25 protein-coding genes are annotated in these 22,902 nt (G+C 42.1%); all 25 read right to left on the bottom strand.

The window, feature by feature from the left end; translation table 11 throughout:
* Positions 1-43: 43 nt before the first annotated feature.
* Positions 44-754: a YwmB family TATA-box binding protein gene (locus AB3N04_RS12515; RefSeq protein ID WP_368503090.1), complete on the bottom strand. Its 711-nt coding sequence runs from the start codon at positions 752-754 to the stop codon at positions 44-46.
* Positions 755-913: 159 nt separating this feature from the next.
* Complete coding sequence (locus tag AB3N04_RS12510) at positions 914-1,147, bottom strand: DUF1146 family protein (RefSeq protein WP_368503089.1); 234 nt, start codon at positions 1,145-1,147, stop codon at positions 914-916.
* Between the two features lie 409 nt (positions 1,148-1,556).
* Positions 1,557-1,958: a F0F1 ATP synthase subunit epsilon gene (locus tag AB3N04_RS12505; RefSeq protein WP_047973156.1), complete on the bottom strand. Its 402-nt coding sequence runs from the start codon at positions 1,956-1,958 to the stop codon at positions 1,557-1,559.
* 101 nt (positions 1,959-2,059) lie between these two features.
* The gene (gene atpD, locus AB3N04_RS12500; protein WP_368503088.1) at positions 2,060-3,472 is read right to left on the bottom strand and encodes a F0F1 ATP synthase subunit beta; all 1,413 of its coding nucleotides are present in this window, start codon (positions 3,470-3,472) and stop codon (positions 2,060-2,062) included.
* A gap of 66 nt (positions 3,473-3,538) precedes the next feature.
* Positions 3,539-4,408, bottom strand: coding sequence for a F0F1 ATP synthase subunit gamma (locus AB3N04_RS12495; protein ID WP_317121736.1), 870 nt, complete (start codon positions 4,406-4,408; stop codon positions 3,539-3,541).
* A gap of 130 nt (positions 4,409-4,538) precedes the next feature.
* On the bottom strand, positions 4,539-6,047 hold the full coding sequence (gene atpA / locus AB3N04_RS12490; RefSeq protein ID WP_368503087.1) for a F0F1 ATP synthase subunit alpha: 1,509 nt from the start codon (positions 6,045-6,047) through the stop codon (positions 4,539-4,541).
* Positions 6,048-6,068: 21 nt separating this feature from the next.
* The gene (locus tag AB3N04_RS12485; protein WP_368503086.1) at positions 6,069-6,617 is read right to left on the bottom strand and encodes a F0F1 ATP synthase subunit delta; all 549 of its coding nucleotides are present in this window, start codon (positions 6,615-6,617) and stop codon (positions 6,069-6,071) included.
* Positions 6,614-7,108 (bottom strand): F0F1 ATP synthase subunit B, encoded by a 495-nt coding sequence (gene atpF / locus AB3N04_RS12480; protein WP_047973267.1) that lies wholly within the window; start codon positions 7,106-7,108, stop codon positions 6,614-6,616. The genes AB3N04_RS12485 and atpF overlap by 4 nt, the downstream gene beginning before the upstream one ends.
* 175 nt (positions 7,109-7,283) lie before the next feature.
* Entirely contained in the window at positions 7,284-7,496 is a 213-nt protein-coding gene (atpE, locus tag AB3N04_RS12475) for a F0F1 ATP synthase subunit C (RefSeq protein WP_022629366.1), read from the bottom strand.
* 99 nt (positions 7,497-7,595) lie between these two features.
* On the bottom strand, positions 7,596-8,312 hold the full coding sequence (gene atpB, locus AB3N04_RS12470; protein WP_047973268.1) for a F0F1 ATP synthase subunit A: 717 nt from the start codon (positions 8,310-8,312) through the stop codon (positions 7,596-7,598).
* Positions 8,313-8,319: 7 nt separating this feature from the next.
* Positions 8,320-8,721: an ATP synthase subunit I gene (locus tag AB3N04_RS12465; RefSeq protein WP_241773378.1), complete on the bottom strand. Its 402-nt coding sequence runs from the start codon at positions 8,719-8,721 to the stop codon at positions 8,320-8,322.
* A complete protein-coding gene (locus tag AB3N04_RS12460) occupies positions 8,714-8,938 on the bottom strand; it encodes an AtpZ/AtpI family protein (protein WP_317121740.1) in 225 nt (74 codons plus the stop codon). Before AB3N04_RS12460 ends, AB3N04_RS12465 begins: the two co-directional genes overlap by 8 nt.
* Positions 8,939-9,284: 346 nt before the next feature.
* Positions 9,285-11,549 (bottom strand): S8 family serine peptidase, encoded by a 2,265-nt coding sequence (locus tag AB3N04_RS12455; protein ID WP_368506041.1) that lies wholly within the window; start codon positions 11,547-11,549, stop codon positions 9,285-9,287.
* A 130-nt stretch (positions 11,550-11,679) separates the two neighbouring features.
* Positions 11,680-12,309: a uracil phosphoribosyltransferase gene (gene upp, locus AB3N04_RS12450; RefSeq protein WP_317121741.1), complete on the bottom strand. Its 630-nt coding sequence runs from the start codon at positions 12,307-12,309 to the stop codon at positions 11,680-11,682.
* Positions 12,310-12,731: 422 nt separating this feature from the next.
* The gene (gene glyA, locus AB3N04_RS12445; RefSeq protein ID WP_368503085.1) at positions 12,732-13,973 is read right to left on the bottom strand and encodes a serine hydroxymethyltransferase; all 1,242 of its coding nucleotides are present in this window, start codon (positions 13,971-13,973) and stop codon (positions 12,732-12,734) included.
* Between the two features lie 117 nt (positions 13,974-14,090).
* Entirely contained in the window at positions 14,091-14,657 is a 567-nt protein-coding gene (locus AB3N04_RS12440; RefSeq protein WP_368503084.1) for a TIGR01440 family protein, read from the bottom strand.
* A 16-nt stretch (positions 14,658-14,673) separates the two neighbouring features.
* On the bottom strand, positions 14,674-15,111 hold the full coding sequence (gene rpiB, locus AB3N04_RS12435; RefSeq protein ID WP_368503083.1) for a ribose 5-phosphate isomerase B: 438 nt from the start codon (positions 15,109-15,111) through the stop codon (positions 14,674-14,676).
* A 109-nt stretch (positions 15,112-15,220) separates the two neighbouring features.
* Positions 15,221-16,516, bottom strand: a complete 1,296-nt coding sequence (locus tag AB3N04_RS12430) for a methyl-accepting chemotaxis protein (protein ID WP_368503082.1) — start codon at positions 16,514-16,516, stop codon at positions 15,221-15,223.
* 16 nt (positions 16,517-16,532) lie between these two features.
* Positions 16,533-16,985, bottom strand: coding sequence for a low molecular weight protein arginine phosphatase (locus tag AB3N04_RS12425; RefSeq protein ID WP_368503081.1), 453 nt, complete (start codon positions 16,983-16,985; stop codon positions 16,533-16,535).
* 154 nt (positions 16,986-17,139) lie between these two features.
* Positions 17,140-17,682: a manganese efflux pump MntP family protein gene (locus AB3N04_RS12420; RefSeq protein ID WP_368503080.1), complete on the bottom strand. Its 543-nt coding sequence runs from the start codon at positions 17,680-17,682 to the stop codon at positions 17,140-17,142.
* A gap of 630 nt (positions 17,683-18,312) precedes the next feature.
* Entirely contained in the window at positions 18,313-19,353 is a 1,041-nt protein-coding gene (locus AB3N04_RS12415) for an L-threonylcarbamoyladenylate synthase (protein ID WP_368503079.1), read from the bottom strand.
* A 234-nt stretch (positions 19,354-19,587) separates the two neighbouring features.
* A complete protein-coding gene (locus AB3N04_RS12410; RefSeq protein ID WP_047973330.1) occupies positions 19,588-20,031 on the bottom strand; it encodes a GNAT family N-acetyltransferase in 444 nt (147 codons plus the stop codon).
* Positions 20,032-20,128: 97 nt separating this feature from the next.
* A complete protein-coding gene (gene spoIIR / locus AB3N04_RS12405; RefSeq protein WP_368503078.1) occupies positions 20,129-20,749 on the bottom strand; it encodes a stage II sporulation protein R in 621 nt (206 codons plus the stop codon).
* A gap of 82 nt (positions 20,750-20,831) precedes the next feature.
* Positions 20,832-21,701, bottom strand: coding sequence for a peptide chain release factor N(5)-glutamine methyltransferase (prmC, locus tag AB3N04_RS12400; RefSeq protein WP_368503077.1), 870 nt, complete (start codon positions 21,699-21,701; stop codon positions 20,832-20,834).
* Between the two features lie 4 nt (positions 21,702-21,705).
* The gene (gene prfA / locus AB3N04_RS12395) at positions 21,706-22,776 is read right to left on the bottom strand and encodes a peptide chain release factor 1 (RefSeq protein WP_368503076.1); all 1,071 of its coding nucleotides are present in this window, start codon (positions 22,774-22,776) and stop codon (positions 21,706-21,708) included.
* Between the last annotated feature and the right edge of the window lie 126 nt (positions 22,777-22,902).

Raw genomic sequence — 22,902 nt, 5'->3', positions numbered from 1 at the left:
GTATTCCCCTCCGCGTCTAGAAATTATAGTCTATTCTATATCATCAATATTCAGTCGTAATAATAGGCGTTCCTATTGTCACGGTTGTACCGGTGCCCATTGTATCTCCGCTTCTTAATGCAACTTGCAGGTTCATCTTGTTACCATTTGTGACAATGGCATCTGTCCATACATCATTGTATGCAGAAACCGAGACAAACGTTTCTTCATTCAGTGATTCAATCTCCTTAGCACCGAGAGTTGATATCATCGCTCTCGCTTGCTCCATCAGAGAAGGTTCCACGTATTCAGAATCTTCCGCTCGCACAGATGTTACTTGGGAGTAAACAGGCGAGTCTTGCAGGGAAAATAAAGTTCTTCTCTCTTCAAGTAATTCGTGTAGTTCTCTCTCACCAAGCGCTTGTGTGGATGTTCCATTCAGTTCATAAGTGTGGATGATTTCATAGGATCCATTTTGTTCGTATGCATAGATACTAAGTCTTTCAAAGCTATCGTCCTGGTTTAATGAACGAGTTGCCGAGACTGACCACTCTGCCTCAGACATGTGTACGTCACTCACATCCCAATCAGTGAATTGGTTGTTCAAATTATGTACATGTTGCAAGAAGGCGTCTTGGCCTTTTATCTGACCTTGTCCCTCTCTCATTCGCAACTGCCACTCTTGAACGATTAATTCTTCGTGATGTGCTAGTTCTAGAATAGATTCAATTTCACTTAAGTTGTTGTTATGAGCGTGACTTATTGTTGCCTGCAAATAACTGTACCCCAGAATTATGAAAATGAAACCAAAAAATATAGTTCGTACCATGTTCATAAGACTCACTCCCCCAAATAAAGCTGATTACTACCATTTTTACCTTGAGGAGTAAAAGCATACATGGAAGTTGTAGTCATTAACCGACATAAACTTCCTTTACCACAAATACCGTAACATCGTTGAAGCATTGTAATAATCCAGAAAAAAGCTACTGACTAACTGAGCTATGGCAATGGTGACTAAGATCATCAATGCTTTTGCCTTTGGGCTATTCGGTTCTTTGACAAATAAATCAAACTTAAATGCTTGCAATGCCCACCATGTAATCGCCAAAAACATTACATTTACGAATAGGTGAATTAATGCTTGCTGACCCAAGCCTTCAAACACTATGTAACCCCCAGTTCCAATCCTTCTTTCGTTGTTACCGATTTAGTAGAAATTTGTCGATTGCTTTCGAAAAAGAGAAGTCAAGTATAAAGCAATCCATTTTTCATCTTAACGGATTTCCACTAAAAAATCTATAGTGATCTTTCAATAATTTTATAGTGGTACGGACCTATCTTTTGACATCTTTGTCATCTAAATCATGACTATTTACACAGATGCTGCACACTCTTCTATCATAGTTCAGTTATATGGAAAATATTCTCATAACGAAGTGGATATTTAATTTGAAATGCTGCCGGATTTGTGGAAGTTTACTTTTAAAGAAACAAAAAAGTTGGTGGGACAATTAGGGATGGATTAACAAAAAAAAAGCAAGATGAGCATCACGCTCACCCTGCTTCGTTTTTACTTATTTACCAGAGACATCAAGACGGTTGATCGCTTTCTTAAGAGCAAGCTCAGCACGTTTGAAGTCAATAGCATCTTTCTTCGTAGAGTTAACACGATCTTCTGCACGTTCTTTTGCAGCACGCGCACGCTCTACATCAATCGCTGATGGTAATTCAGCAGCCTCAGCTAAAATCGTTACTTGGTCAGGGCGAACTTCAACGAAACCGCCACTAACTGCAACTTTTTCTTCAGAGTTGCCTTTTTTCAAGCGTACAGCTCCAACTGTTAAAGGAGCAACTAACGGAATATGTTTTGGCAAGATACCAAGTTCGCCCTCAATTGTGCGAACAACTACCATATCCACATCACCATCATACACTTTGCCATCAGGAGTAACTACATTTACACGAATCGTCGACATGTGAAAACCCTCCTCGAGTAGCATCACGGGGTTTAGTTTATGCATAAACGAGTGCACTAGCATTCGCTAGTGCCCCCGCTTTAGTTTATGCGATGCGTGAATTACGCCATTTGTTTTCCTTTTTCGATAACTTCTTCAATGCGTCCAACAAGACGGAATGCATCTTCAGGAAGGTCATCATGTTTACCATCAAGGATTTCTCTGAATCCTTTGATTGTCTCTTTAACTGGCACGTAAGAACCCTTCTGACCAGTGAACTGCTCAGCAACGTGGAAGTTTTGAGATAAGAAGAACTGGATACGACGCGCACGGTGTACAACAAGCTTATCTTCCTCAGAAAGCTCGTCCATACCTAGGATTGCGATAATATCTTGAAGCTCTTTATACTTTTGAAGCGTTTGTTGAACTTGACGTGCAACACTGTAGTGCTCATCTCCAACGATTTCAGGAGAAAGTGCACGGGATGTTGATGCAAGTGGATCTACCGCAGGGTAAATACCCATCTCAGACAATTTACGCTCTAAGTTTGTAGTGGCATCCAAGTGAGCGAACGTAGTCGCTGGAGCTGGATCCGTATAGTCATCGGCTGGTACATAGATCGCTTGGATTGATGTAACCGAACCAACTTTAGTTGATGTAATACGCTCTTGAAGCTGACCCATCTCTGTAGCAAGTGTTGGTTGGTAACCAACGGCTGAAGGCATACGTCCTAGTAGGGCTGATACCTCAGAACCTGCTTGTGTGAAACGGAAGATGTTATCAACGAACAGAAGTACATCCTGACCATCGCGATCACGGAAGTGTTCTGCCATTGTCAAACCAGAAAGAGCTACACGCATACGCGCACCAGGTGGCTCATTCATTTGACCAAATACCATGGCAGTCTTCTTGATAACGCCAGAATCAGTCATCTCGTGGTAAAGGTCATTTCCTTCACGAGTACGCTCACCTACACCAGCGAATACAGAGATACCGCCGTGCTCTTGAGCAATGTTGTTGATAAGTTCTTGGATAAGAACTGTTTTACCTACACCGGCACCACCGAATAGACCGATCTTACCACCTTTGATGTAAGGTGCTAATAAGTCTACTACTTTAATTCCTGTTTCTAGGATTTCAGTAGATGTTGAAAGCTCTTCAAATTTAGGAGCTTGACGGTGGATTGGGTCACGCTTCACATCTGCAGCAACTGGCTCATCTAAGTCAATTGCTTCTCCTAATACGTTGAATACACGACCAAGTGTCGCTTCCCCAACAGGAACAGTGATTGGTGTGCCTGTATCAAATGCCTCTGTACCACGTACAAGGCCGTCTGTTGAACCCATTGCAACGGTACGAACTGAATCATCACCAAGGTGCAATGCAACTTCAAGTGTAACTGTAACATCAACCGCATTTTTGTCAGAACCTTTTTGTTCTACTTTTAATGCGTTGTTGATTTTAGGTAATTGTCCGCTCTTGAACTTTACGTCAACAACCGGACCCATTACTTGAGTAATGTGACCTGTATTCATAGTTATTCCGTCCCTCCTAATGGCTCTTAGCCAATTTTTTCAGGGTATTTGTATGGTTGATAAAATCTATTCTAGTGCTGCTGCACCGCCGACAATTTCCGTAATTTCCTGGGTAATCGCCGCTTGACGCGCACGGTTAAACTTAAGCGTAAGCTCATCAATTAGAGCAGATGCGTTATCAGTTGCCGCACTCATCGCTGTCATACGCGCACCGAATTCACTCGCTTTAGCATCAAGTAATGATCCAAAGATTAAGCTCTCCGCATATTGTGGAAGGAGCTTCTCAAGGATAGCTTGCTCATCTGGCTCGTACTCATAAGAAGCACTTGCCGTTGTAGCAGCTTTCTCATCACCGATATTTGTAAGCGGTAGGAGCTTCATTTCCGTTACATCTTGTGTGATTGGACTTACGAAGTGGTTGTACCAAACATACAACTCATCGAAAATACCATCAGCAAACATTTCAACAGATGTACGCGCAATGTTTTTAATGTCATTGAATTCTGGTTGATCCGGTAAGCCAACTACTTCCTGAATAATAGGAAGGCCACGCTTTTTAAATAAATCACGTCCGATACGTCCCATGATGATAATTCCGTACTCATCAGGAGATTTATGACGTGCTTTGATCGTGTTTAATAGAGAACGAACTAAGCTAGCGTTGTAACCACCAGCTAACCCTTTATCAGACGTAATCACAATGTATCCTGTCTTTTTAACAGGACGTTCTTCTAGCATTGGATGCGAGATCTCTGTGCCTGAAGATGCGATTGCCGCTACTACTTCACGAATCTTTTCTGTATAAGGTTGGAAAGATTGCGCGTTGTTTTGAGCACGGTTTAGCTTAGCAGCTGAAACCATTTGCATCGCTTTTGTGATTTGTTTCGTCTTTTTGGTAGATGTAATTCGTCCCTGAATATCACGTAATGAAGCCATTCGATTCACCACCTTTTCGCAAAAACTGGTTCGTGAGGTGTTTGGTTAGAACGCAAGGAGATTCACAAGTCACTCTCTCTAGAAAAGGTTTATTGGAACCTACCTTCCGTCCACTTACCAACCACTAGCCTTACTTACTTGCACTAAAGCCCTTCTTGAACTCATCAATCGCTGCTTTAAATTCGCTATCTTCAGGAAGGTTTCCAGTTGTGCGAATATGATCAAGTAGATCTTTCTTGTTGTGGTCTAAGAACGTGAAGAGCTCAGACTCAAAACGTAGTACGTCTTCAACTGGGATATCATCCATGAAGCCTTTTGTAAGAGCATAGATGATTGCAACTTGCTTCTCAACTGGTAGTGGGTTATGAAGATCTTGCTTAAGAACTTCAACTGTACGTTGACCACGGTTTAATTTCGCTTGAGTTGCTTTATCAAGGTCAGATCCAAACTGAGCAAATGCTTCTAGCTCACGGTACGCTGCAAGGTCAAGACGTAGTGTACCTGAAACTTTCTTCATCGCTTTAATCTGTGCAGATCCCCCTACACGTGATACCGATAAACCGGCATTAACGGCTGGACGAATACCTGAATAGAATAAGTCAGATTGAAGGAAGATTTGTCCGTCTGTGATTGAGATAACGTTTGTTGGGATATAAGCTGATACGTCACCAGCTTGCGTTTCGATGAAAGGTAGTGCAGTGATTGAACCGCCACCTTTAGCATCACTAAGCTTCGCTGCACGCTCAAGTAAACGAGAGTGTAGGTAGAATACATCCCCTGGGAATGCCTCACGACCTGGAGGACGACGAAGTAATAGAGAAAGTTCACGGTATGCAGAAGCTTGTTTTGTAAGATCATCATAGATCACAAGAACGTGCTTGCCGTTATACATGAATTCTTCACCCATTGTTACGCCTGCATATGGTGCTAAGAATAGCATTGGTGCTGGGTCAGATGCACTTGCAGATACAACGATTGTGTAATCAAGTGCTCCACGTTGACGAAGTGTTTCAACAACTCCTGCAACCGTAGAATCCTTTTGACCGATTGCGACATAGATACAAATCATATCTTCGTCTTTTTGGTTTAAAATCGTATCGATTGCGATTGCCGTTTTACCCGTTTGACGGTCACCGATGATTAACTCACGTTGACCACGACCAATAGGAATCATTGTATCGATTGATTTAATACCCGTTTGAAGTGGCTCATGTACCGATTTACGATCCATAACACCAGGTGCTGGGCTTTCAATTGGACGAGATTTAGTCGTTGCGATTGGGCCAAGACCATCAATTGGTTGACCAAGTGGGTTCACAACGCGACCTAATATTTCTTCTCCAACTGGAACTTCCATAATACGACCAGTACGTTTAACTTCGTCACCTTCACGAATGTCTGTGTATGGTCCTAGAATGATAATCCCGATGTTATTCTCCTCAAGGTTCTGAGCCATCCCCATTACCCCGTTTGAGAATTCAAGAAGCTCACCAGCCATGACATTCTCTAAGCCATGAGCAAGCGCGATACCATCACCAACACGGATAACCGTACCTACATCTTGAACTTGAACATCAGACTGAAAGCTTTCAATCTGTTGCTTTATAAGAGAGCTAATTTCCTCTGGTTTGATGCTCATATCATTCACCCCTATCTTCTACTAACGTGTACCGGCAATAAGCTGACGCTCTAAGCGATCTAGCTGTGATTTTACACTGCCGTCATAAATGCGGTCTCCGATACGAATCTTGAGTCCGCCAATAAGGTCTTTATTTACCACATTTGTCACAAGAAGTTTTGCCTTGTTTACTTTTTTGCCGAAGATTTCTGCGATTTGCGCTTGTTCTTCACCAGTTAGTGGTTTTGCAGAGTATACGATTGCCTCAGCCATGTTTTGTGCTTCATAAGACATGCCTTTAAATGAATTAATCATATCCACAAGACTATCAATACGTTTGTTTTCTACTAATAGATGTAACGTGTGAAGGCTTGTTTCGCTTAACGACCCTTTGAAGCTTGTTTCAATGAACGCACGCTTCTTATCTGCCGTCACTTTCGGGTGCCCAAGAAATTGTAAGAATTCAGGAGTTGAGTTAACTACTTCCTTTACAAGCTCCATTTCTTGTGCAACTTCATTTAGAATGCCTTTTTCTTCTGCAAGCTGAAAAAGGGCATATGCGTAACGATTTGCTACTGCTTGGTTGCTCATAGCTCCTCGCCTACCTCTTTAAGATACTCTTGTACAAGCTTTTCTTGTTCTTTTGCATCAAGTTCTTTTTCAATCACTTTCGTTGCAATTAACACAGATAGACTCGCAACTTGCTCACGAAGGGCAGTAACTGCTTGTTCCTTCTCGCGTTGGATCTCAGCTACAGCTGATTCCTTAATACGCTCCGCATCGTCACGTGCTGCTTTTACGATATCTTGACCTTGTTGCTCACTAAGTTTTTTCGCATTTTGAATAATTTCATTAGCTTCTGTACGTGCGCGCTCAAGCTCTGCGCGTTGTTCAGCGATAAATGCTTCAGATTCTTTACGGTTCTTCTCTGCAGTATCAATTTGATCATTGATGATCTGCTCACGCTTTTCCATGATTCCCATAAGTGGCTTAAGGGCAAACTTACTAAGGAAGAATAAAAGCGTTGAGAATGCGATAAGTTGATAAATGGCTGATCCCCAGTTAATATTATCGAAACCCACGTGGATTCACTCCTTTCTTGGACGTGAAAAATAATAACTAAAAACGTATTTCGGCATCCTTATAAATGGATGATTGTGGCTAATCTGTTAGTCGTACATAAGGAATGGCGCAGGTTCAAACAGAACACTGTCGCCATTTTTATGCACAATGAAAATACTGTTCGTGCGTATCTTATTATGAGAATAGTAATAAGAAAGAGATAACGATCGCGATAATCGGCACGGCCTCAGCAAGAGGAACCCCGATAAACATTAGAGTTTGAAGTGTACCACGAAGTTCTGGTTGACGCGTTACGCCCTCAAGTGTTGCTTTTACGATAATTGCTACTGCGATTGATCCACCAACCGCTGCTAAACCTGCTGCAATTGCAGCGCCTAATAATGACATGATAAATTTCCTCCCTATTGTATACTTAATAGTTTTTATTTAATTGCCTTGTCCAACCTAAAAGCACTAAGCTAGCCTGTCCAAAGCGTTGTTCCAAAATTAGTGACTTTCTACTTTGTGTGCCATGTAAACCATCGCTAGCATGGCAAAAATGTACGCTTGGATCGCACCGATAAACATACCAAATGCTTGCCACACAATCAGCGGCAAGAATGCCCCAAACATTCCAAGTAAACCTGATGTCCCTAAACCTACAAGTAAAATCATTAAGATTTCTTTTGCATATACGTTACCAAATAGACGCATACCAAGAGTTAACGTGTTAGCAAACTCCTCAATAATTTTAAATGGTAATAGAAATGGTACAGGACGGATATAATCTTTCATGTATTCGCCAACTCCGCGAATCTTAATCCCATAATAGTGAGTCAGCCCTACGACTAACACCGCCATTGTCAAGGTTAAGACTGGATCAGATGTTGGTGATTTCCACCATACTTCGTGCGTATTCGGGTTGTATAGCTCAAATGGTAACCCGAGCATGTTTGCAACGAACACATAAAATAGTAAGGTGAAGGCGAGTGCAATGAATTGTCCACCGACCTTCCAGCCCATGTTCGCTTTAACGATTCCACGGACGAAATCAATTGCCCACTCTAGAAAGTTTTGCATTCCAGAAGGACGCATAGCGAGACGCCTTGTTCCGATAAAACAGATCAAGAACACAATCAGACACGCCACTGTGGTCATTAGCACCGTGGACATGTTGAAGCTCAGCCCCATAAACTCTCGTATAGGCGCTACATGATCATTCATATTGAGTTCACCTCTTTCTCACAAATTGAACTAGCATATCAAGGATAATAATGACATAGATCAGGGCAAGCCCTGCAATGACTGAAATAACATCTAACTTATCTGGATAGATAAGGGCCAAATAAACCGCAGAAATCGTCAGAATAATGCGAATTCCAAAACCGAACCCTGCAAGGATAAATGGAAGAAATGATTGTTTTCTTCTTCTGTCGGCAACCATTCCAACGACTTGTGCCTTGCGATAGGTTGTCCAAAGATTAAGAAAACTAACGGAAAGACCTAAAAGTAGGCCGAGGAATTGCTCGCTGAACGGGGTGACGAGGTAACCTATGAGAAACAAGACCAGTAAAATACTAGTAATGATCGTTTGTTGTCTCATTTTTCCTTCTAGTGAAGTCATATTACTCATCGTCTCCTAAGAACGGTTCAATTGTCTTCATTACGCCATAAAAACCTACGCCCAAACCAATGAGGATAGATACTATGAGGAAAACTGGTTTAGCACCAAATTGATTCCCAAGCCATAACCCGGTAAACACACCTGCAACTACTCCTCCTACGACATAGGATGAGATGATTGAAACAAGCGCCATCGCGCGCCATGGGTTGCGTTTTCCAGTAGACATGAACACCGCTCCCCTCAAGCTTTTCCAGAGCTTTTTGAACCTTTTCACTTTTCGTATGTAAACCTTATCATCATATCCTTTGTAATCGTACAATAGCCAAAAGTATGTGTCAATGTGTTTTCCGACTAAAAAAAAAGAGATTTGTCGATATCTTCCTTTGTTCACACTTCTGTCATATTCCACATTTTTAGAGGGTTTTATACATGTTTGAGTAAGAAAATGGGACAAGTAATTTAGTAATGGGTAGGAAGGGTTATGCACGAATATTTGTAGAAAATGTAAGGAAATGTCGTTTATCGTCCGACTCCCCTCCCCCACTAAAAAAAGAAGAGTGCACGCACTCTTCTTACTCAAACCCTTGACTTTTCGGAGGAAGTTCTTCTCCAATTGTAATCCACGCCTCAATGGTATCCTCTTGCCCATCATTCACTGCATAAATTAAGGCTTTATAGACACCATCTGAGAGATCAATGTCTTCCAGTGTACCTTCTACCATGCCGCGACCTATATCTTTTTTGCTGTCTAAAAAGGTGACAAATTCAAATGTGTCAGGATCATACAAGACAATTCCAAACTCTTCCGCTCCACCAGGCAAATACAACTCATATCGATACGTATCTTTCTCATCTCCTTGTCCAAAATTGAATGCCATCAAACGCGGGTAATCTGGCTCTTCAATAAAGAAAACATAAGGAACAGAGATCGTCTCTCGTCCTCCCTCGATTAAGATGTCACCGTGATGAATACCTTCTGCTAAAACAGACGGCAGCATATCGAGCTCCACTACTACTTCACGCTTCTCGCCCGGGTTAAGCGTTGTAGCAAACGGGACCTCCCACTGCAATCCGTCAGGTGCTTCAAAAGGCGGCGTGACATGATACGTCCTCGCAACACGATCGTGATTTTCAATGGTCAAAGTAACTTCTCGTTTCTCTCTCGGATCTTCACGCGTCCACTTCCCAAATGTCACAGCCCCTGGATAGACAAGCGTCTTTAATTCAAGGGCTTTATCAACCTGAAGTCTACCCGCCCCTTGTTCATGTGGCAAATACCTCTCACCCTCAGGTGATGTAAGTTTTTTAGCCGAATTCATTAAAGCCGCTTTAATTTGTTCAGGCGACCACTCAGGATGAGCTTGTTTAAGAAGAGCTGCAGCACCTGCAACATGCGGAGCTGACATACTTGTGCCGTTTAACCCAAGATATCCTTTTGGCACTGTACTATCAATCGATACTCCTGGAGCAACAAGGTCAGGCTTTACTTCCCATGTTTGCGTAACCGGCCCCCGCGAGCTAAATGGTGCGATAAAGTCTTCTTCCTCTCTATAAATAGTCCTAAGAGATAAATCATCATGTGCCTCTTTCAATTTATTAAGAAGCCAGTCCCCGTCTTCCTTAGTGACACTAACCACAGGTAACTTGACACCACCTTCAACCACTCCCACAAACGCTCCTGGTAAGTTGTTGTAGATAATCATCGCTTTTGCACCGGCGGCTTTGGCATTATGCGCTTTTTCGGTAAATGGAATGAGCCCCCTTTTTACAATAAGCACATTCCCCTCTACCTCAAGCTCAGCTAAATCCTCTTTTGTACCAAGACCTCCATCCACGATTGGAAAGTCTCGCTTAAGCGCCCAAGGCATTGTTCCTCCCATTGGAAACAACGTTAGCTCCGTATCGTCGCCAAACACTGTTGCATATGGCGTTTTTATCGGAGGGGCCGATGCGCCCACTGATATCGCCTTTGTCGAGGTACCAGGAGAACCGACCGTCCACATCTTTGGTCCACTATTACCATTAGAAGTAACTGCTACTACCCCTTCTTCCACCGCATGGTCAAGCGCCACGCTCGTTGGCCAGTCTGGGCCATTGACCGTATTTCCAAGCGATAAATTTAAGACATCGACTCCATCTTCTACCGCTTTTTCAATCGCCTCAATTACTTGCTCTGTCGTTCCTTGCCCACCAGGTCCAAGCGCGCGATAGGCATAAATCTCCGCATCAGGCGCTACTCCTTTCACCTGACCATTTGCTGCTATGATGCCAGCAACATGTGTGCCATGTAAGGTTGGAACGCCTTGATTACTTTGCGTCTCCATTGGATCATCATCATAATCAACGACATCATATCCACCTTTGTAATTTCCTTGCAAATCAGGGTGGCGATAATCAATCCCTGTATCAATAACAGCCACTTTGATTCCCTTACCCGTTAAGCGCTCCCCGTCCCGGTTGAACATCCCTCTTACATGGTCGCCTCCAATAAACGGAACACTCCCATCTAGATTCGTCTCATAACTTGCCAGGTGATCAACACGCTCCACCGACTCGACATTCTTTAAAAGATTAAGCTCACCTTTTTTGAGCTCTATTGAAAATCCATTATAGATTCGTTTAAATGTTTTACGCACTTTACCAGAAGGCACTTGCGCCATTACTTCTTTGACTGCCTCATCGACATCTTCTTTAACCGTAACAATGACAACAGTTGTCTCCCATTCGTCCTCGGCTGGTTGCTCCGCACTCGGCGGTCGTTCCGGAAACACTGATGACATAGCGTTTACCGACGGGACCACTGATAGCAGCAGCACCAAGCAGCATAACCAGCTCATAAAACGCAAACCGATCTCCTCCCAACTTTTTTGCGTATATGTAGTATGAGTGATTTTACGGAAATTCATGTATGAAAGACGCGAAAAAGACCTGAGTGCACGTAGCATTCAGGTCTTAAAATTTCGTTCCTTATTTCGTTCCAAATAAACGGTCACCCGCATCACCTAGTCCAGGTACGATGTAACCTTTTTCGTTCAGTTTTTCATCAAGCGCCGCAAGGTAAATATCAACATCTGGATGCTCTTCTTTCACCACTTCAACGCCTTCTGGTGCAGCCACTAGACACATTAACTTAATCGTCTTTGCGCCACGTTTTTTCAAGCTGTTAATTGCTTCTACGGCCGATCCACCAGTTGCAAGCATTGGATCAATTACGATAAATTCCCGCTCATTTACATCCGTTGGAAGTTTCACGTAATATTCTACTGGCTTTAATGTTTCTGGGTCACGATATAAACCAACATGCCCCACTTTCGCAGCTGGAATCATCTGAAGAATACCATCAACCATTCCAAGACCCGCACGTAAAATTGGCACAAGGCCTAGCTTTTTACCTGCAATTGTCTTTGATTGCGCTGGTCCAACCGGTGTTTCAATTTCAACATCTTTCAACGGAAGATCACGTGTAATTTCAAAGGCCATCAATGCAGCAACCTCATCAACTAGCTCACGAAATTCTTTCGTTCCCGTATTTTTGTCACGAATATACGTCAATTTGTGTTGAATTAACGGATGATCAAATACAAACACCTTACTCATCAGCTTCGACTCCTTTTTTATGCGAACAAAAGAGATCTTGATGCAACTTGTGGTTGCTACTCCCTCTTGTCGATTATTGTCCATCTTTTACTCCTTGAAAATTCTACCCAAAAAGCGGCACCCATTCAACCCTGTTCAAGATATTTCAATGATTTTTTTGCGAATAGGCACAACTAGTCGACATTTCTCGTTGAAATGAACATTTATTCTGGTAAACAAACCCACTTTCTACCATACCATCATTTCAAAAGGAGCTTTAAAAAAATTTTATAATCCGCCCAACAAAAAGGAAATATAACCCATTATTTTGACTATCGCCTATGGTCAAATAATTAAAAGTGTAGTATATTTAAATGTTTGCTCGAAAATTCAAATACGAAAAAGCCCATCCTAGTGTCAAACTAGAATGGGCCTTCTTATTTTTATAGATTTGGATACATTGGGAATTTAGCTGTTAAAGCCGCGACACGTTCACGAACTTCCTCAAGCTTCGCCTCGTCCTCAACGTTTTTCAGCGTTAATGCAATTAACGCTCCAATCTCATCCATCGCCTCTCCATCAAGACCACGAGATGTAACAGCTGCTGTTCCGATACGGATACCACTTGTTACAAATGGGCTTTCTGGGTCAAATGGAATTGTATTTTTATTCGTTGTAATCCCTACTTCATCAAGAGCTTTCTCAGCTACTTTTCCTGTAAGGTTAAGCGAACGTAAGTCTAAAAGGAGCAAGTGATTGTCTGTTCCGCCTGATACAAGGTTTACTCCTTCACTTACTAGCTTTTCACCTAAGCGCTTCGCATTTGAGATAACTGCCTCACCGTATTTTTTAAAATCAGGTGATAATGCTTCACCAAATGCAACAGCCTTTGCAGAAATAACATGCATCAGCGGGCCACCTTGAATTCCAGGGAAGATAGACTTATCAATTTTTTTACCGAATTCTTCTTTACAAAGAATCATTCCACCACGTGGTCCACGTAATGTTTTATGAGTAGTTGTTGTTACAAAGTGAGCATGAGGAACCGGGTTTGGATGTAATCCTGTAGCTACAAGACCTGCAATATGAGCCATATCAACCATTAAATATGCGCCAACTTCATCAGCAATTTCACGGAACTTCTCAAAATCAAGCTCACGCGGATAAGCACTTGCACCAGCTACAATTAATTTTGGCTTATGCTCCTTTGCTAATTCACGGACCACGTCATAATCGACACGTTGCGTGTTCTCATCTACACCATACTCAACAAAGTTGTACTGCACTCCACTGAAGTTAACAGGACTTCCGTGAGTTAAGTGACCACCATGAGAAAGGTTCATACCAAGTACTGTGTCACCTTGCTCAAGAATTGTGAAATAAACAGCCATATTCGCTTGTGCACCAGAGTGAGGTTGTACATTCACATACTCTGCACCAAAGATCTCTTTCGCACGATCACGCGCAATGTCTTCTACGATATCAACATACTCACATCCACCATAGTAACGGCGTCCAGGGTATCCCTCTGCATATTTGTTTGTTAAAACAGATCCTTGCGCTTCCATAACCGCTTCACTTACGAAGTTCTCGGATGCGATTAATTCAATTTTGTCGCGCTGACGACCCAATTCAAGCTCAATCGCCTCAAATACTTTTTGGTCTTGCTTCTTTAATGTCTCCATCCTCATTCCCCTTTCAGTTCCTACTCATTCGGTTTTTAGGATTCAAATGTTAAATTCAATTCCATTCTAACATAAGAACGATCTAAAATCCGTACTATTCATTAAAAATAGTTCCGATTATTCATGTTCTTCCGTAACAGCATAGTTCGCTCTAATCCCACCTATCAATTTAGGTCTCGTTTTCGCCACTGTTACATGAGCATGTCCAATTTCTTTAACCTGGCTACGAATCGGCACGGCCACTTCTTTTAAATGCATGCCGATAAAGGTATCTCCAATATCAATGCCCGCATCAGCTTTAATTGACTCGACTAAAACAGGATGATCCATTTTAGCATAAGCATGCGTGGCCATCGCCCCTCCTGCTGCACGAACAGGAATCGCTGAAACTGGCTCATAACCTCGTTCACGGGCTGCAGCTCTTTCCAAAACAAGCGCCCGGTTTAAGTGCTCACAACATTGAAAAGCAAGTTGAGCCCCTGTTTCTTTTTGAAATTGCGATAGAGCTTGATAAAGGGCATCAGCAATTTCACGCGATCCATTTGATCCAATATGCTCTCCGGCAACTTCACTGGTGCTTGTCCCTATTACCAACAAATGTTCGTGGGTTAATGGCATCATCGCTTGCAGATCATTCAGTACTTGAGTGAGTTGACTTACAATGTCTTCTTTGTGTACAGCCATCAATTGGCCACTCCTTTTATGCTTCGTATTCAGTAATTTTACTTACACGACGCTCGTGACGTCCACCTTCATATTCGGTTTCAAGCCAGATTTTCGCTATTTCCCGGGCAAGACCTGCCCCGATTACACGCTCTCCCATCGCAAGAACGTTACTGTTATTATGCTCACGCGTAGCCTTTGCACTGAATGTATCATGTACAAGAGCACAACGAATCCCTTTTACTTTATTTGCTGCAATCGACATTCCAATTCCCGTTCCACATACTAAAATTCCACGGTCAACCTCACCTTTTGCTACTTTTTCAGCAACTGGAATCGCATAATCCGGGTAATCGACAGATGTATCGCATTCGCAACCTACATCTTCAAACGCAATTCCCATTTCTTCCATTTGTTGTTTGATCTCTTCTTTAATATTTACTCCACCGTGATCAGAACCAATTGCTACTTTCATTTTGCATAGCCTCCTAAATGGTTTTAAGAAAAGCTCAAGCACCTCCTCTTTATTAATCGAGTCGGCACTGGAGCTTTCTAATTTTATTCCGTATGTGTCATCTTATCTTTTAAATTGTAAACCTTTCGATCGTTGCTTTCAATTGGTTTGCATGAGTTGATAAAATTTGCGCTGTCTTTGACATGTTTTGAATCGTTTCAGACTGTTGTTCTGCCATAGCTGTGACTTCTGTTGAGCCAGCAGATGTCTCCTCCGCAATCGCTGCGACTTCCTGGGATTGTTGAGAAGTAGCTTGAATTGATTCCATTTGTTGTTTCGTCATGTTCGAAATGTCGGTTATGACCGTAGCCACATCATGCACTGATTTCTCCATAAGAGCAATTGTTTCGTTTGTTTGACTGCCACGTTCCGCTTGCTTAAAGGCAACTTTCACCTGCTCATCAATTCGGTACACCACTCGTTGCACTTCTTCTTGCATATTGTGAATCAAACTTGAAATCCCTTGAACCGCTTGTGCACTTTGGTCAGCAAGCTTCCGCACTTCATTTGCTACAACCGCAAACCCTCTTCCGTGCTCCCCTGCACGTGCCGCTTCAATCGAGGCATTTAAAGCTAATAAATTCGTTTGAGCAGCAATGTCACCAACAAGACTAATGATCTCCCCTACTTCTCGCGCTTGGTCTTCTAAGCGTCCAACTGCCGCTCTTGACTCTTCATTGTCAGAAGCAAGTTGATGAATCCCTTTTACTAGTTCATCTATCGCACGGCGACTTTCGGTTAAAGCTTGTACCATTTGTTTTGATGACGATGTTGACTCTACCGCCCTTTCTTCCACATTGACGGCAAGTTTTGTGACTTCTTCCATAGCTTCTGCTGTATGCTGTACTGCATATGCAGAGCTTTCCGCACCTTGAGCAATTTCATCCATTGTTTTACCAATATCAACTGCTTTTGTCGCTGCAAATTCAGAGGATTGATTCATTTCATTAACAACAGCATTTGTTTTATGAAAGTTATCATCAATGTCTCGAACCATTTGTCGCAAACTACCCAGCATTTCATTGTAAGCAAGTCCAAGAGCCCGAAGTTCATCATCAGACTTTGAAACAGAAACATCTTGATGGATATCTCCTGCCGCTGCCAATCTTGCTGACACTTCTAACTCATTTAAAGGCTTAGTAATTACAGGCGCCGCAACATAGCCTAACACTGCACTCCAGAATACTCCTTTTATGAGCGTGAGGATGATAATCGTTTCACGGTTGAGTCCTAATATCCCCTCGAAAAAATCCCCTAAAATAAAGATAAATATAGCACTGAACCCGAATGTTACAACCGCTAGTCCACTAATTCCAATTACGAGCTTTTTACGAATACTAGCACAATATTTATTTCGTTCCCCCACCTCAATGCGCCACCTCTCATGATTTCTTCAGTTGTTTCTCTAAAGCATCAAGACACTCTTCAATATCATCGGCTGTTCTGACATATTCTTCATACAATCCACCAAACGGGTCACTAATGTCAGCTCTTTGCGATGGAATACCCACATATTCTTTTAATGTATGTACTTTATCTTGATACTCACTGAATTGGCTTGATACGAGCTCCTTATGACCTGATGTCATCGTTAAAATGACGTCTGCCCATTCAAGTAAGTCATTTGTCACAGGTTGGGACTGGTGGGAATGTTGGATGCCTTTATCTTCTAACACCAACCTTGTACCTTCTGAAGCCGGACTTCCTGGAAATGCATGTACCCCTGCAGACTTAACCTCTATTTCCGTTCCCATACGGTGACGCAAAAGCGCCTCAGCAAGTGGACTTCTACAAGTATTTCCTGTACAAACAAATAAGATATTTTTAATACTCATTTTAACTCCTCCTTCCATTTAAGCTTCTCCAATTTTTATGCACATCATCTATATTGTCTCTATTCTCTTCCATCTTATCACAGTCATTTTAAAAACTGTATCGCTGTTCATGGCAAATATACGAATCGTTTAGCCTATGACTAATAACCCGATTTCACATAGGGATTATTAGCTTCAATCCAAATCCAATCAAAATGCACCCACCAATCAATTCACCAAATGATCCAATGTATTGTCCGAATTTCCTCCCCATTAACAAGCCAATCCAGGATAGAATCATGCTCATAGCCCCAATTACTCCAACTGTGAGTAACGTTTTTGCACCTAACATCCCAAGACCAAGACCAGCAGAGAAACTATCTAGACTGACACTGACGGCAAATAAAAACAATCCCCACCCCATCGGCTTTACAAGTGAGGCATCATCCGACTTATATGCAGCAACCATCATTTGAATGCCAATCACAAGTAATAATCCACCTCCAATATACGTAGCAATCATCCCAAAATAGGATGACAGTACTTTTCCTGTAACAATCCCAAGTAAAGGCATAATGACATGGAAAGCCCCGATCGTCACTCCAATTCTAAAGATTTGTTTTAGGCGCAACCCCAGCATACCCATCCCTAGTGCAACTGAAAAAGCATCCATTCCTAGCGCCCCAGCCATAATGACTAACGTCACCACCTCATGCATACACTTCACTCCCCACACATGCTACTAAAATGTATGCAAGTCCAAAGAAGAATAGACACGAGAAAAGCAGAGAGGCGGGGCCGGTCACCCTGCTCCCAACACAAAAAAGCTCTTATGTGCGAAATCCTTACACATAAGAGCGAAAATTTTATTTTATGAGCGAGTTCGATCCTTTTATGAGCGCAATACCGTAGATATGTGCGCCATTTTGATTTTATGTGCGAACCCGTCTCAACCAGCCTTTATATGAGCGAAGTCCTCCGCTCCTTCTGCATAATCACCTCCAAATCTAAAACCAGACTCAATTACCACAATTACATCAATTTGTCCATAGACCATAGTAGAACTTTTATATAAAATTTACCATTTTATAGGATCAAAATATAATTTATCAATCGACACAACATTTGCCGGCACAAACACAAAAAAGCTCTTATGTGCGAAATCCTTACACATAAGAGCGAAAATTTTATTTTATGAGCGAGTTCGATCCTTTTATGAGCGCAATACCGTAGATATGTGCGCCATTTTGATTTTATGTGCGAACCCGTCTCAACCAGCCTTTATATGAGCGAAATCCGCTAAGTCATCGAAATCCTCAATTCCTCAAACTCACTCCCCATCTAATGCTCAGACCACTCTCCCGCCAGCTGCTTTTTCAAGTCGGTTCATAATCGCCACGCCTACTCCTTCGTTTGGGAACGTTTCGGAGTAAATGACATCAATTTCTTTTTGATCGAATTGTCTTAACGTATCATAAAGCTTTGTAGCGACACTCGCTAAATCCTCTCGCTCGCCACAAGCAATTACAGCATCGGCATCGTAATGGTTAGCTCGCTCTTTTGTAGTCAAGACGCCGACTCTTTTCCCCTGCCCTCGAGCTTCGTTTAAGAGAGGTTGAATGTTGGATGCGTCCTTCACTAACGTCAGACTCCCTTTAGGTGCATAGTGCGTGTATTTCATTCCTGGAGAGCGTGGGGTATCTTCTGTATCTTTAAGCGAGGGGTCGATTGTGACTTCGCCAATCACTTTTTCAATCTGTTCTACAGTAACTCCGCCTGGACGATAGAGCATCGGTACGTCTACTGAGCAATCTAGTACTGTTGATTCAAGTCCAACACCCGTACTACCGCCATCGACAACAGCAGCAATTCGCCCTTGTAGGTCATGATAGACGTGTTGCGCTGTAGTGGGGCTTGGTTTACCCGATAAATTCGCACTCGGTGCCGCAACAGGTACTCCAGCAGCTTCAATTAATTCCAGAGCCGTTGGATGACTCGGCATGCGGATCGCTACCGTTTCAAGTCCAGCCGTCACATTTTTCGCAATCGATCCTTTTTTCTTAAAAATTAATGTTAACGGCCCTGGCCAAAATGCATCCATTAATTTTTCAGCAGCGCGAGAAACCTCAGTAACGAGCTCGTCCAACTGCTCTTTTTTTGAAATATGGACAATGAGTGGATTATCACTCGGTCTACCTTTCGCTTTAAATATTTTTGCAATTGCTTCCTCGCTTAAGGCATTAGCTCCAAGTCCGTACACAGTTTCTGTGGGAAATGCTACGACTTCTCCACTTTTTATCCACAAGCCAGCAATCCTTATATATTCATGTTTTTTATCATCACCAATTACGTTATCCACATTGAACACTTTCGTCTGTTTATAACTCATGTTTCACCGCCCCTATCTCCTTTATTTTGCAAGGGTTGTCGTCCCTTGTCAAACCAAGCGACAATAATCGACTAAAACCTAGTAATAATAAGGGTTTCAGTGTGGTTTAAGCGAACCCTCTCTAAGGATTCGACAATCATTTTCGCACAAATCAAAAAACAAGTTATCCACCGCTGTGGACAACCTGTGTATAAGTAGCGTATTTCACTTGTTTAAAAGTCAGTTATTCACATGTTAATCGTTTAATTCACATGCCCATACTCTCACCGATTTATCCACCGTTTGTTTATAATGCGTGGATTGTTGGATAGCTTTTGGCACTCGGTCTTTTTGAATCTCTTTAAAATCTAATTGGTAAAATAAAGGCGAGGCCGATTTTGCACACATATACACATGTTGGACATCATGGTCTTTTGCATAAGCTAGAGCCACTTGTAAAAATTCCAGTGTCAAAACTCCCGTCCAAATCGGTGAATCTAGCACAAGTGAACGTAACAGTGCTACATCATCATACTGTTCGATTCCTACCGCTCCAATAACTTGCTCGTCCTCATCTTCCACAATAAGAAATTGGCTTATTGAGTGCTCAATTCCAGTAGAATGAAGTCCTGCTCTTGCCACTAACCTTTGAATAGGTAATATATCTTTTGTTGCCGCTTTTCTAACAACAATACTCATATTAATCCACTCCTTGAACGATTCGAGTCGTACACCTGCTAGTAGCTTGTCTATTAGGTATAGCTCTTTACTCGATATCTATGCAAGGAGAAAAGTTTTATGCCTGATCGTTACCAAAAAGACTTTCAATAATAGAAGAAAAAATTTCTATAACAAAGAATGTTACTTCAACTTCTTCTGTTTTCTCATCGGCTGATTCATCACATGACGATTCAACCGCTTCGCCATTTGCCATATCTAAAAAGCATAGTGGAGGAAATAAAACGCACCACCAGTTTTCACCTTTTCCTTCGCCTAGCGTAATTAAAACCGCATCATACATTCCTGCTGGATAAACTAAGTTTCCATAAAGCTTCGTTGGAAATTGAACTTCATCAAATGAAACGGTAAATTGTTGGCTCAACCCTTGCTTTTCTAATTCACGTGCTATAATCGCTTCGATTTCAGGAAGATTATTTGTGATTTCATTTTTGGCATCTTCTAAATCAATTAATCCTGTAACCCACTCTGTAATCGCAGCGTTCACTTCATCACGAATTTCACGCTTTAAAATTTGGTCACTTACCGCATCACTATTTGCAAGGATACGAAGACGAATCGCTTCATCTTGACTAACCGTTTCATGATGATTCGCTACGGCAACGGTTTGTTGGGATTCGTAACTTACTAGTAAAACGAATAAAGAGAATAATAGATAAATAATAACTTTTGGATTCATGGTTTTGCACCGCCCTTTCATCACACAGTATGGTCAGGGCCGTGCTCAATTAAACATGAAAGTGTTCGACAAATTTAGTCTATTATTCTTCCTTCAACGTGCCATAGGCAAATACCATTCGATCTTTCCCACTGATATCAAGTTTCACTTCAGTCGTTGCCTGAGGAAGGACTTCTTGCAATAATTGGCGCACGGTTTCCCCTTGCCCTGCTCCAACCTCTAAAGCGACAAGTCCAGTTTTCTTGATGACACCTGGTAGTTCCTTTATTAATCGACGGTATAGCTCGTACCCATCCTGACCTCCAAATAGGGCAAGATGAGGCTCATGATCGCGTACATGCACAGCTAATTCATCATGCTCACCTAAAGGAATATAAGGTGGATTTGAAACAACGATGTCATACTTTTTATTCTCTTTTAATGGTGTTTGAAGGAGGTCACTCTCAAAAAAATCGACCTTTGCAGCAAGCTCTGCAGCATTTGACTTAGCTATATTCAGAGCTTCTAGGGAAATATCGACTGCCTCTACTTTTTGAGAGGCGTCCTCTTTTGAAAGCGTGATAGCAATCGCTCCACTTCCACAACCAACATCGAGTACCTCTACCGATTGATCATGGAATAACTCCGTTTTAAAATGGAGGACATGTTGAACAAGCTCTTCGGTTTCTGGGCGTGGAATCAGAACATATTGATTAACATGAAAACGACGTCCGTAAAATTCCTGATACCCCATTAAGTGCTGGACGGGAACCCCTTCGGCATGAGTAAGAATATCTTTTCTAAACGCATCCCAAACATCCTGTTTAATGGGATCGTGAAACATCATAAAAAGCTTAGTCCGGTTCACCTCAAGGTGGTGAAGCAACAGCCATTCAGCTGCCGTACCCTCTCCCCCAAGGTCCACTAAAAAAGAAGAAGCCCAACGGAGGGCTTCGTGTATCGTCTTTGGCATCAGATTACTCTTCAGCATTTTGCATCATTTCTGCTTGTTCTTCCACAATGAGAGCATCGATGACTTCATCTAGCTTCCCTTGTAAAATTTGCTCAAGCTTTTGGATCGTTAAACCGATGCGGTGGTCTGTTACACGACTTTGTGGGAAGTTATACGTACGGATCCGCTCTGAGCGATCACCTGTTCCAACTGCAAGCTTACGGTTTTGATCATACTCAGCTTGCACTTCGCGTTGAACTTTATCATAGACACGCGCACGTAGTACCTTCATTGCTTTTTCTTTGTTTTTAATTTGAGACTTCTCATCTTGACAAGATACGACAGTACCTGTTGGCAAGTGAGTTAAACGAACAGCTGACATCGTAGTATTTACACTTTGTCCGCCTGGTCCACTCGATGTAAACGTATCTACACGAATGTCCTTGTCGTGAATCTCTACTTCCACTTCTTCTGCTTCAGGAAGAACAGCAACGGTTGCTGTAGATGTATGAATACGGCCACCTGATTCCGTTTGTGGAACACGCTGAACACGGTGAGCACCATTTTCATATTTCATTTTCGAATAAGCTCCAGCACCATTGATACTGAAAATAATCTCTTTGTAGCCACCAAGCTCTGTTGATGTGGCTTCGATCAAATCAGTCTTCCAACCTTGCGCCTCCGCAAAACGTGAATACATTTTGTAAAGGTCACCTGCAAATAATTGTGCCTCATCTCCACCGGCAGCTCCACGAATCTCAACGATAACGTTCTTATCATCGTTCGGGTCTTTCGGTAGAAGGAGGATTTTAAGACGCGCTTCTAGCTCTTCTTTGCGAGTTGAAAGCTCATCCATTTCCTCTTTTACCATTGCATACATCTCATCATCAAGCTTATCTTCAAGCATCGCTTTAGCATCTTTATATTGCGAGACGACTTCCTTATACTCACGGTAAGCTTGAACCGTATCTTCAATGCTTGATTGTTCTTTTGAGAATTCACGTAACTTCTTATTATCACTAATTATATCCGGGTCACTTAATAATTCATTTAAACGATTGTAACGGTCTTCTACTGATTGTAAACGATCTAACACGGCTTTCACCTCATTAAAATTTCCAGTGCATAACATTCTAATTATAGTATATGCCCACTTCTGGGTCAATGCGAGGAAAGATTCTCTCTTTGTTTTACCTTAGCATATCAAGGGAATACTGATTTT

The sequence above is a fragment of the Alkalihalophilus sp. As8PL genome, from assembly GCF_040939795.1.
GTDB lineage: Bacteria > Bacillota > Bacilli > Bacillales > Bacillaceae_D > Alkalihalophilus > Alkalihalophilus lindianensis.
This window is presented reverse-complemented; position numbering and strand designations above follow the sequence as displayed.

Coding starts and splice junctions, on each gene's coding strand:
- AB3N04_RS12505 (WP_047973156.1), bottom strand. CDS start 1,958: ATGTCGACGATTCGTGTAAATGTAGTTACTCCTGATGGCAAAGTGTAT.
- atpD (WP_368503088.1), bottom strand. CDS start 3,472: ATGAATACAGGTCACATTACTCAAGTAATGGGTCCGGTTGTTGACGTA.
- AB3N04_RS12495 (WP_317121736.1), bottom strand. CDS start 4,408: ATGGCTTCATTACGTGATATTCAGGGACGAATTACATCTACCAAAAAG.
- atpA (WP_368503087.1), bottom strand. CDS start 6,047: ATGAGCATCAAACCAGAGGAAATTAGCTCTCTTATAAAGCAACAGATT.
- AB3N04_RS12485 (WP_368503086.1), bottom strand. CDS start 6,617: ATGAGCAACCAAGCAGTAGCAAATCGTTACGCATATGCCCTTTTTCAG.
- atpE (WP_022629366.1), bottom strand. CDS start 7,496: ATGTCATTATTAGGCGCTGCAATTGCAGCAGGTTTAGCAGCGGTTGGT.
- atpB (WP_047973268.1), bottom strand. CDS start 8,312: ATGAATGATCATGTAGCGCCTATACGAGAGTTTATGGGGCTGAGCTTC.
- AB3N04_RS12465 (WP_241773378.1), bottom strand. CDS start 8,721: ATGAGTAATATGACTTCACTAGAAGGAAAAATGAGACAACAAACGATC.
- AB3N04_RS12460 (WP_317121740.1), bottom strand. CDS start 8,938: ATGTCTACTGGAAAACGCAACCCATGGCGCGCGATGGCGCTTGTTTCA.
- AB3N04_RS12455 (WP_368506041.1), bottom strand. CDS start 11,549: ATGAGCTGGTTATGCTGCTTGGTGCTGCTGCTATCAGTGGTCCCGTCG.
- upp (WP_317121741.1), bottom strand. CDS start 12,309: ATGAGTAAGGTGTTTGTATTTGATCATCCGTTAATTCAACACAAATTG.
- glyA (WP_368503085.1), bottom strand. CDS start 13,973: ATGGAGACATTAAAGAAGCAAGACCAAAAAGTATTTGAGGCGATTGAG.
- AB3N04_RS12440 (WP_368503084.1), bottom strand. CDS start 14,657: ATGGCTGTACACAAAGAAGACATTGTAAGTCAACTCACTCAAGTACTG.
- rpiB (WP_368503083.1), bottom strand. CDS start 15,111: ATGAAAGTAGCAATTGGTTCTGATCACGGTGGAGTAAATATTAAAGAA.
- AB3N04_RS12425 (WP_368503081.1), bottom strand. CDS start 16,985: ATGAGTATTAAAAATATCTTATTTGTTTGTACAGGAAATACTTGTAGA.
- AB3N04_RS12420 (WP_368503080.1), bottom strand. CDS start 17,682: ATGCATGAGGTGGTGACGTTAGTCATTATGGCTGGGGCGCTAGGAATG.
- AB3N04_RS12415 (WP_368503079.1), bottom strand. CDS start 19,353: ATGAGTTATAAACAGACGAAAGTGTTCAATGTGGATAACGTAATTGGT.
- AB3N04_RS12410 (WP_047973330.1), bottom strand. CDS start 20,031: ATGAGTATTGTTGTTAGAAAAGCGGCAACAAAAGATATATTACCTATT.
- spoIIR (WP_368503078.1), bottom strand. CDS start 20,749: ATGAATCCAAAAGTTATTATTTATCTATTATTCTCTTTATTCGTTTTA.
- prmC (WP_368503077.1), bottom strand. CDS start 21,701: ATGCCAAAGACGATACACGAAGCCCTCCGTTGGGCTTCTTCTTTTTTA.